General features: G+C 68.3%; 10 protein-coding genes. 7 read left to right on the top strand and 3 right to left on the bottom strand.

Going from position 1 to position 9,064, the window contains the following annotated elements; translation table 11 throughout:
- Both A9W96_RS26345 and A9W96_RS26340 read left to right on the top strand, forming a co-directional pair.
- On the top strand, positions 1–292 hold a 292-nt coding region (locus A9W96_RS26345; RefSeq protein WP_197499659.1), incomplete at its 5' end, for a cation:proton antiporter regulatory subunit.
- 4 nt (positions 293–296) lie between these two features.
- On the top strand, positions 297–1,451 hold the full coding sequence (locus A9W96_RS26340; RefSeq protein ID WP_066868044.1) for a cation:proton antiporter: 1,155 nt from the start codon (positions 297–299) through the stop codon (positions 1,449–1,451).
- A gap of 23 nt (positions 1,452–1,474) precedes the next feature.
- On the opposite strand, the gene A9W96_RS26335 is transcribed toward A9W96_RS26340, so the two are convergent.
- Complete coding sequence (locus A9W96_RS26335) at positions 1,475–2,044, bottom strand: Rv3235 family protein (protein WP_231999914.1); 570 nt, start codon at positions 2,042–2,044, stop codon at positions 1,475–1,477.
- Between the two features lie 209 nt (positions 2,045–2,253).
- Between A9W96_RS26335 and A9W96_RS26330 the strand changes: the two genes are divergently transcribed.
- The 5 genes from A9W96_RS26330 (at position 2,254) to A9W96_RS26310 (ending at position 7,769) form a co-directional block, all read left to right on the top strand.
- A complete protein-coding gene (locus A9W96_RS26330) occupies positions 2,254–3,675 on the top strand; it encodes a wax ester/triacylglycerol synthase family O-acyltransferase (RefSeq protein ID WP_066868037.1) in 1,422 nt (473 codons plus the stop codon).
- Positions 3,676–3,716: 41 nt separating this feature from the next.
- A complete protein-coding gene (ppk2, locus tag A9W96_RS26325) occupies positions 3,717–4,577 on the top strand; it encodes a polyphosphate kinase 2 (RefSeq protein WP_067144224.1) in 861 nt (286 codons plus the stop codon).
- 5 nt (positions 4,578–4,582) lie between these two features.
- Positions 4,583–5,095 (top strand): hypothetical protein, encoded by a 513-nt coding sequence (locus A9W96_RS26320; RefSeq protein ID WP_067144222.1) that lies wholly within the window; start codon positions 4,583–4,585, stop codon positions 5,093–5,095.
- Positions 5,096–5,205: 110 nt separating this feature from the next.
- A complete protein-coding gene (locus A9W96_RS26315; RefSeq protein WP_369830878.1) occupies positions 5,206–6,393 on the top strand; it encodes a ferredoxin reductase in 1,188 nt (395 codons plus the stop codon).
- A 95-nt stretch (positions 6,394–6,488) separates the two neighbouring features.
- Positions 6,489–7,769, top strand: a complete 1,281-nt coding sequence (locus tag A9W96_RS26310) for a fatty acid desaturase (RefSeq protein WP_066881909.1) — start codon at positions 6,489–6,491, stop codon at positions 7,767–7,769.
- Positions 7,770–7,879: 110 nt separating this feature from the next.
- On the opposite strand, the gene A9W96_RS26305 is transcribed toward A9W96_RS26310, so the two are convergent.
- Positions 7,880–8,743, bottom strand: a complete 864-nt coding sequence (locus A9W96_RS26305) for an ABC transporter substrate-binding protein (protein WP_231999913.1) — start codon at positions 8,741–8,743, stop codon at positions 7,880–7,882.
- A 29-nt stretch (positions 8,744–8,772) separates the two neighbouring features.
- Positions 8,773–8,934, bottom strand: a complete 162-nt coding sequence (locus A9W96_RS30910; RefSeq protein ID WP_231999912.1) for an SDR family oxidoreductase — start codon at positions 8,932–8,934, stop codon at positions 8,773–8,775.
- Between the last annotated feature and the right edge of the window lie 130 nt (positions 8,935–9,064).

Genomic DNA, 9,064 nt, shown 5'->3' with positions numbered 1-9,064 from the left:
GATCCTGGGGGCGCCGCGGATCGCCGAACGGTTCACCGAGCTGGCCCGGGAGATCCCCGGGCTCGAGACCGGCCAGGTGCACATCCTGGCCGACAGCCCGTTCGTCGATCACCCGCTGGGCGACACGCGGGCGCGCACCCGCACCGGGGCATCCATCGTGGCGATCGTGCGTAACGAGGAGGTGCTCGCCTCACCCGGGCCCTCCGAAATGCTGCACGTCCAAGACGTTCTGATAGTCATCGGCACCGAAGACGGAATCGCGGGCGTCGAGAAGATTATCGACAAAGGCTGAGCCGGTGCAGATTTCGGGGACGCTGCTGCTCCAACTCGGCGCCCTCCTGGCCACCCTGGCCGTATTGGGCGCCGCCGCACGCCGATTCGCGTTGTCGCCCATCCCGGTGTACCTGCTGGCCGGCCTGGCCCTGGGCAACGGCGGCATTCTGCCGGTGGCGGCCGGCGGGCAGTTCATCACGACCAGCGCGCCCATCGGCGTCGTGTTGCTGCTGCTGACCCTGGGCTGCGAGTTCTCGGCGGCCGAATTCTCTGCCAGCATGCGCCACCATCTGCCGTCGGCGGCCGTCGACATCGTTCTCAACGCCGCGCCCGGCGCGATCGCCGGCTGGCTGCTGGGGCTCGACGGCGTGGCGATCCTGTGCCTGGCCGGCGTCACCTACATCTCCTCGTCGGGCGTCATCGCGCGGCTGCTCGAGGACCTGCACCGGCTCGGCAACCGGGAGACGCCGGCCGTGCTGTCGGTGCTGGTGCTCGAGGATTTCGCGATGGCCGCCTACCTTCCGCTGTTCGCGGTCCTGGCATCCGGCGGCGGGTGGCTGCACGCCGTCGGCGGCATGGTCGTGGCGGTGGGCGCCCTGGTGGCCGCGTTCGCCGCGTCCTACCGGTGGGGCCACCACGTCGACCGGCTGGTGGAGCACCCGGACTCCGAACAGCTCATGCTGCGGGTGCTGGGCATCACCCTGATCGTGGCGGCCATGGCGGAGTCCCTACACGCCTCGGCCGCCGTCGGCGCGTTTTTGGTGGGCCTGACCCTGACCGGTGAGACGGCCGAGCGGGCCCGCCAGGTGCTGGGCCCGCTGCGGGATCTGTTCGCCGCCATCTTCTTCCTGGCCATCGGGTTCTCGGTGGACCCGCACGAGTTGGTTCCGATGCTTCCGGCGGCGCTGATCCTGGCCGTGGTGACCGCGGCGACCAAGGTGGCCACCGGGGTGTTCGCGGCCCGGCACGACGGGGTGGCGCGGCGCGGGCAGCTGCGCGCGGGCACCGCGCTGATCGCCCGGGGCGAATTCTCGCTGATCATCATCGGTTTGGCCGGCAAGTCGTTGCCCGCGGTCGCCGCGCTGGCGACGTCCTACGTGTTCATCATGGCGATCGTGGGGCCGGTGCTCACCCGCTACGTCGGCGGCCCGCGGCCGGCCGGCGCCGCACCGGCCTGACCCCGGCCGGCTCAGCCCTCCAGTCAGCCGATGTGCAGGGCCACCACCATCCACCGGGTGCTTCCCGCCGCGCTGACCTGTTCGACGCGGCAGGCGATGGCATGGATCCGGTTGCCGCGGCTATAGGAACCGAAGACTTCGGCCGCCGAGTCCGGGTCCCGGTGACCGGCCGGCTGCAGCCGCATGCGGCGCAGCACCGCCGCACCGCGCCGAGCGCCCGCCTGGCCCGCCGCCGAGCGGGCGACCGCGGCCACGGAATCCACCAGGCTCGGGGCCAGCAGCGGATTCAGCTGGACGGCCGGACGGCGCCGGTCGATGACTTCCAGCACCCGGCGCAGCGCGGCGTCGGCGAAGACGGCCGCCTGACGCAGCCGCGCGGACATGACCGGGTCGCGATCCGGTGCGGCCGCCCTGCTGGGCGGGCCGGTATAGGGCCGCGGCGCTGCGTGGCCGCTGCGGCGGCGTAACGGGGACCGCGAGGGTTGACGGCACTGCGGGGCGGGGTGCGACACGTCCTGCGTCGGCGGTTCGTAATCGACGACTGGTATGACGGTGAAAGCGTCAGCTGGATTAGCAACCGGATTGGTGTTCAACGCGCACTCTCCAAGTCTTCGGCCGGACCGCAAGCCTGCTGGAGAGGGGCAGACAGTGGTTAGTCAGTGGTCATCATGGCACAACTCGTCCGCACGCGTACCCACGCGGAGTTAGCGCGGCGGCGCCCGGTTACCGTGGGCGGGACGGGGCCCCCAGGGCCCGGGGCCCCCGCACACGGGCGACGAACTGACCAGGAGGACAGCGCCGCATGGTGAGTCGCTTGTCCCCGCCGGACGCATCGTTTTTTCGGCTGGAGAACACCGCCACCCCCATGTACGTCGGATCGCTGGCGATCCTGCGCCGCCCCCGTTCGGGCTTGAGCTACGAAACGCTGCTCGCCACCGTCGAGCAGCGGCTGCCGCAGATACCGCGCTACCGGCAGAAGGTGCGGGAAGTGCGGGTCGGCACGGCCCGGCCGGTGTGGCTCGACGACAACGACTTCGACATCACCTATCACGTCCGGCGTTCGGCGTTGCCCTCGCCGGGCAGCGACGAGCAGCTGCACGAGCTGATCGCGCGCCTGGCCGCGCGGCCGCTGGACAAGTCGCGCCCGCTCTGGGAGATGTACCTGGTCGAGGGCCTGTCCAAGAACCGGGTGGCCCTGTACACCAAGTCGCATCAGGCGCTGATCAACGGCATGTCCGCGCTGGAGATCAACCACGTGATCGCCGACCGGACGAAACGCCCGCCACCGTTTCCCGAGGACATCTGGGTACCGGAGCGCGATCCCGGCGACACCCGGCTGATGTTGGGCGCGGTCAGCGAGTGGGTCACCGGCCCGGGCGCCCAGCTGCAGGCCGTCGGCTCGATGATCGGTGGCCTGGTGACCAGCCACACCGAGCTGCTCGACGCCGGTCGCCGGGCCGTCGACTTCGTACGCACCGCGGCCCGACGCGCCGCGCCCAGCAGCCCGCTCAACGCCACCGTGTCACGGCATCGGCGCTTCACCGTCGCCCGCGGCAGCCTCGAGGACTACCGCGCCGTGCGCGCGCGTTACGACTGCGACGTCAACGACGTGGTGCTCGCCGTGATCGCCGGCGCCCTGGGTAACTGGCTGATGTCGCGCGGGGTGGCGGTGTCGCCGACCGCGACCGTGCGGGCGATGGCGCCGCTGCCGGTGTATGACGACGGCGACCTCGACGCCAGCGGCCCCGGTCAGGCGATCAGCCAGGTGATGCCCTTCCTCGTCGACCTTCCGGTGGGCGAGCCCAACGCCGTGGTGCGATTGTCGCAGATCGCCCACGCCACCGAGTCGAACCCGACGGCCGCGCATCTGGTGGACGCCCGGACCATCGTCACGCTGTCGGGTTTTGCCCCACCGACGTTGCACGCCATGGGCATTCGGGTGGCGACCGGTTTCCCGAGCTTCTCCAGGCGAACGTTCAACCTGCTGATCACCAACGCGCCCGGCGCCCAGTCGCAGATGTACATCGCCGGCACCAAATTGCTCGAGACGTACGCGGTGCCCCCGCTGTTGCACAACCAGGCGCTGGCCATCGGGGTGACGTCCTACAACGGCGAGCTGTACTACGGAATCAACGCCGACCGCGAGGCCATGAGCGATGTCGAGCTGCTGCCCGGCCTGCTGCACCAAGCGCTCGAAGAACTGCTGGAGGCTTCCCGGTCCTAGTCTGCGGTGAAAACCCCTGCGTGGGGCTATCATTCGTTGCTGTGAGCACCGCGAAAAGCGACGGAGCGCCGCCGAAGCCGAACAAGAAGAAGTCGGCTTCCCCGCCCGTGCGCAAGATCACCGACGAGGTCTACGAAGCCGAATTATTCCGGCTGCAAACGGAATTGGTGAAGCTGCAGGAATGGGTGCGCTATTCCGGGGCGCGGGTGGTGGTGCTCTTCGAGGGCCGCGACGCCGCGGGCAAGGGCGGTGCCATCAAACGGATTACCGAGTACCTCAGCCCACGGATCGCCCGCATCGCCGCGCTGCCGGTGCCCTCGGATCGCGAACGCGGCCAGTGGTATTACCAGCGCTACATCGCCCACCTGCCCACCAAGGGCGAGATCGTGCTGTTCGACCGGTCCTGGTACAACCGGGCGGGCATCGAGAAGGTCATGGGTTTCTGCACGCCGCAGGAGTACGCGTTGTTCATGCGGCAGACGCCGATCTTCGAGCAGATGCTCATCGACGACGGGATATTGCTGCGCAAGTACTGGTTCTCGGTGTCGGAGGCCGAGCAGCTGCGCCGGTTCAAAGCGCGGCTGAACGACCCCGTCCGGCGCTGGAAGCTGTCCCCGATCGATTTGGAATCGGTATACCGGTGGGAGGATTATTCACGCGCCAAGGACGAGATGATGGTGCACACCGACACCCCGGAGAGTCCGTGGTACGTGGTGGAATCCGATATCAAGAAACACGCGCGACTGAACATGATGGCCCATCTGTTGTCCACGATTCCCTACCGCGAGGTCGAGACGCCCAAGGTCAAGCTGCCCCGGCGTCCCGTCGTCAGCGGCAACTACCAGCGCCCGCCGCGTGAGCTGTCGACGTACGTCGCCGACTACGCGGCCACGCTGATCTAGCCCCCATGACCGTCGTCTATATCCCGGCCACGGTGCCGATGCTGCAGCAGCTGGTCGCCGACGGCTCGTTGTGGCCGGTCAATGGCACGGCGTTCGCGCTGACGCCGACCCTGCGGGAGGCCTACGCCGAGGGCGACGACGACGAGCTCGCCGACGTCGCACTGCGCGAGGCGGCGCTGGCCTCCCTGCGCCTGCTGGCGGCCCAGGGGGCCGAAGCGCCGTCGGGGTCGCCGCCGCCGCGCCGAGCCGTGCTGGCCGCCGACGTCGAGGGCGTCACGTACCGTCCTGACCTCGACGACGCCGTGGTCAGGCTGGCCGGCCCGGTTGCGATTGATCACGTGATCGCCGCCTACGTCGACAACGCCGCCGCCGAATCGGCGGTGGTGCGGGCGATCGAGGCCGTCGACGCCGCCGACCTGGGCGACGAGGATGCCGACCTGATCGTCGGCGACGCCCAGGACCACGATCTGGCCTGGTACGCCAACCAGGAGCTGCCATTTCTGCTGGAGCTGATGTGACGCCGAATGTGAGGCAGTCCTCGCCGCAGCGCTAGCTACGACACCGTAGGTTACGGTACCGTAGGTTTCGTGAAGCACACAGAATCGATCACAATGTGAGCGTCAGTCAGATGCCGCGTAGTGAGCAGGAGCTTCCCCTGGGCAGACGTAACCCATCGATCACGGGCAACGTCGTCGACACCAAGCGACCTGTTGTCGCCGGCGCGGACCGGCATCCCGGCTGGCATGCGCTGCGCAAGCTCGCCGCGCGTATCACCACGCCGCTGTTGCCCGACGATTACCTGCATCTGGCCAATCCGCTGTGGTCGGCGCGCGAACTGCGGGGCCGCATCCTGCAGGTGCGCCGCGAGACGGAGGACTCCGCGACCCTGGTGATCAAGCCGGGCTGGGGCTTCAACTTCGACTACCAGCCGGGCCAGTACATCGGCATCGGACTGCTGATGGACGGGCGCTGGCGCTGGCGGTCGTATTCGCTCACCTCGACCCCGGCCGGCAAGACCCCGCGCTCGGCGGCCGATCCGGCCCGCACGGTGACGATCACGGTCAAGGCGATGCCCGAGGGATTCCTGTCGTCGCACCTGGTGGCCGGTGTCGAGCCGGGCACGATCGTGCGGCTGGCCGCGCCGCAGGGCAACTTCGTGCTGCCCGACCCCGCGCCGCCATCGATCCTGTTCGTCACCGCGGGCTCCGGGATCACGCCGGTGATGTCCATGCTGCGAACACTGGTGCGCCGCAACCAGATTGGGGACATCGTCCACCTGCACTCGGCGCCCACCGAATCCGACGTGATGTTTCGCGCGGAATTGGCCGCCCTGGCCGACGAGCACCCCGGCTATCGGATGCGGCTGCGCGAGACCCGCAGCCAGGGCAGGCTCGACCTCTCCGTGCTGGACCACGAGGTGCCGGACTGGCGCGAACGCCAGACCTGGGCCTGCGGTCCGGAAGGCATGCTCACCGAGGCCGAGCGGACATGGTCGGCCGCGGGCATCGGCGAGCAGCTGCACCTCGAGCGGTTCGCGGTGTCCAAGGCCGCACCCAGCGGCGCCGGCGGCACCGTCACCTTCGCCCGCAGCGGGCGCACCGTCGGTGCCGACGCCGCGACGTCGTTGATGGATGCGGGGGAGAGCGCCGGCGTGCAGATGCCCTTTGGATGCCGCATGGGGATCTGCCAATCGTGCGTCGTCGGCCTGGTGGAGGGTCACGTCCGCGATCTGCGGACCGGCCAGGAGCACGACCCGGGGACCAGGGTGCAGACCTGCGTGTCCGCCGCTTCCGGCGATTGCGTGCTCGACATATAAAGGCTACTCACTGGTAACCTACGGATTCGTAGGTTACGATAGCGTAGGTCTGGAACACGATTACGACCGAACACCACCGCAGGGAGATGACGACGATGGCGATCACAGACGTCGACGTATTCGCCCATTTGACGGACGCCGACATCGAAAACCTGGCCGTTGAGCTCGATGCCATCCGCCAGGACGTGGAAGACTCGCGCGGCGAGCGGGACGCCCGCTACATCCGCCGCACCATCGCGGCCCAGCGCGCGCTGGAGGTGACCGGCCGGCTGCTGCTGGCCGCCAGCTCGCGGCGCTCGGCCTGGTGGGCGGGGACGGTGACCCTGGGCGTGGCCAAGATCGTCGAGAACATGGAGATCGGCCACAACGTCATGCACGGCCAGTGGGACTGGATGAACGACCCGGAGATTCACTCCTCGACGTGGGAGTGGGACATGAGCGGGTCGTCCAAGCACTGGCGCTACACCCACAACTTCGTGCACCACAAGTACACGAACATCCTCGGGATGGACGACGACGTGGGCTACGGCCTGCTACGCGTAACCCGCGACCAGCGCTGGAAGCGCTTCAACCTCTTCAACCTGGTGTACAACACCCTGCTTGCGCTGCTCTTCGAATGGGGAGTCGGCCTGCAGCATGTGGAGCTCGGCAAGATCGCCAAGCGGCGGATGGACAACGACGAGGCTCGCCAACGGGTCGACGAGTTCTTGGCCAAGGCCGGTCGACAGGTGCTCAAGGACTATGTCGCGTTCCCGGCGCTGACCTCGCTGTCGCCCGGAGCCACCTACATGTCCACGCTGAAGGCCAACGCCGTTGCCAACGTGATCCGCAACGTGTGGGCCAACGCGGTGATCTTCTGCGGCCATTTCCCCGACGGCGCAGAGAAATTCACCAAGACCGACATGATCGGTGAGACCAAGGGGCAGTGGTATCTGCGTCAGATGCTGGGCAGCGCCAACTTCGAGGCCGGCCCCGCGCTGCGCTTCATGAGCGGCAACCTGTGCCACCAGATCGAGCACCACCTGTATCCCGACCTGCCGAGCAACCGGTTGCACGAGATCTCGGTGCGGGTGCGCCAGGTGTGCGACAAGTACGACTTGCCTTACACCACAGGCTCTTTCCTGTTGCAGTACGCCAAGACGTGGCGCACGCTGGCCAAGCTCTCGCTGCCGAACAAGTACCTGCGTGACGACGCCGACAACGCCCCGGAGACCCGCAGCGAGCGGATGTTCGACGAACTCGAACCCGGGTTCCTGGGCACCGATCCGGCCACCGGGCGCCGTCGCGGCCTCAAGTCAGCGATCGCGGCCGTGCGCGGCTGGCGGAGCGGGAAGCGGGCGGCCGCCGCGCGCCGCGCCGACGACCTGGCAGCCTAGCCGCCGGTCGGGGCGTCCGACCGCGGCAACTGCGGCGCGCCGAACGTGTTCTCACGGTGAAGTTTCGCTGATTTGCCGCCAGGAATGCACGCTCGGCGCGACCGTTGTGACTAGCCGGTCCGGTAGAAGTCGGCTGCCGCGACCGGGGCAATGCCGAGTTCGCGTGCGACCGCGTCGATCGACTGCTGCGCGACGCGCAGGTCCACCCGGTAGTCGGGGGGTGAAGTAGGGCCCGACGTAGCGCTCGTAGTGTCGTTGCGCTTCTTGCGGCGTGAGCCGATCGAGGAACCAGTTGACGTATTCGACTGCGCGGCTTGGGTGTTCGGCGAACAGTCGCAGCGCGCGCTGATTGGCCCGGACGAGGGCCCCAGCGCAGGGCTATCCGGTGGAATGTGGACCGGGTCGACCGCGACGCCCACCGTGGGGATCTGGAAGTGATCGCCGACCCAGGCCAGCAGGTGAAAGCCCTCTTCGGCGGCGACCTGTTCGGGGGACAGCGTGCTGCCCACGTAGGCGGCATCGATCGAACCGTCGCGCAGCCGGCGCAGGTCCATCTGATAGTCACCGGGATGCCGCACCAAACAGTGCAGGTCGCGGTCGGGGTCCAAGCTGTGTTTGCGCAACACGATCCGGGCGAAAGCGCCCGGCGGGTTATCGGCAGCGTGCACGGCCAGGCGCCGCCCGCGAAGATCGGCCATGGACTTGACCTCGGCATTGCCGAGGAACCAAAACAGCGGGCGATCGGTGTTGACGCTCAACGCCTTCCAGCCGATCCCGTCGTTGAGTCGGGACAGCAAGGCCCGACCCAGGCCGATCACCGCGACGTGGCGCAGCCGCTGTGCTTGCCAGCCGACCCCGTCGCGGATGGCGACGTGCACACCTTCGTCGCGGTAGTAGCCCTCCTGATCGGCGACGTGGGCGATCAGCTCCTCGTGAATGCCACGCCCGACGTAAGCGAGATCGATCGTGTGCACGCCGCACCCCTTTCCGGACGGATCGGCCGTCAATCCATGGCGAGGCCGCCATTGACCTCCAGGCAGTGGCCAGTGATGAAACCGGAATCCTCGCCGGCCAAAAACGCCACCGCCTTGGCCACCTCTTCCGGCGTGACGAGCCGCCCCATGGGACTTGTCGCCCCGAGCTGGCCTACTTCTTCGGCCGTCAACAGCGAGTTCGCCGTCGGGTCGGCGACCGTGGCGGGCGAAACGAGGTTGGCGGTGATCTATCTCACTACGGTGCTGTCCCGCCGTCCCCGGCAAGGCATGATCACGTTGGGAACCGCCAAGGCGGCAATG

It is taken from the genome of Mycobacterium sp. 1245852.3 (assembly GCF_001669335.1).
GTDB lineage: Bacteria > Actinomycetota > Actinomycetes > Mycobacteriales > Mycobacteriaceae > Mycobacterium > Mycobacterium europaeum_A.
The sequence above is the reverse complement of the archived record's forward strand: the minus strand, read 5'-3'. Positions and strand labels throughout refer to the sequence as shown.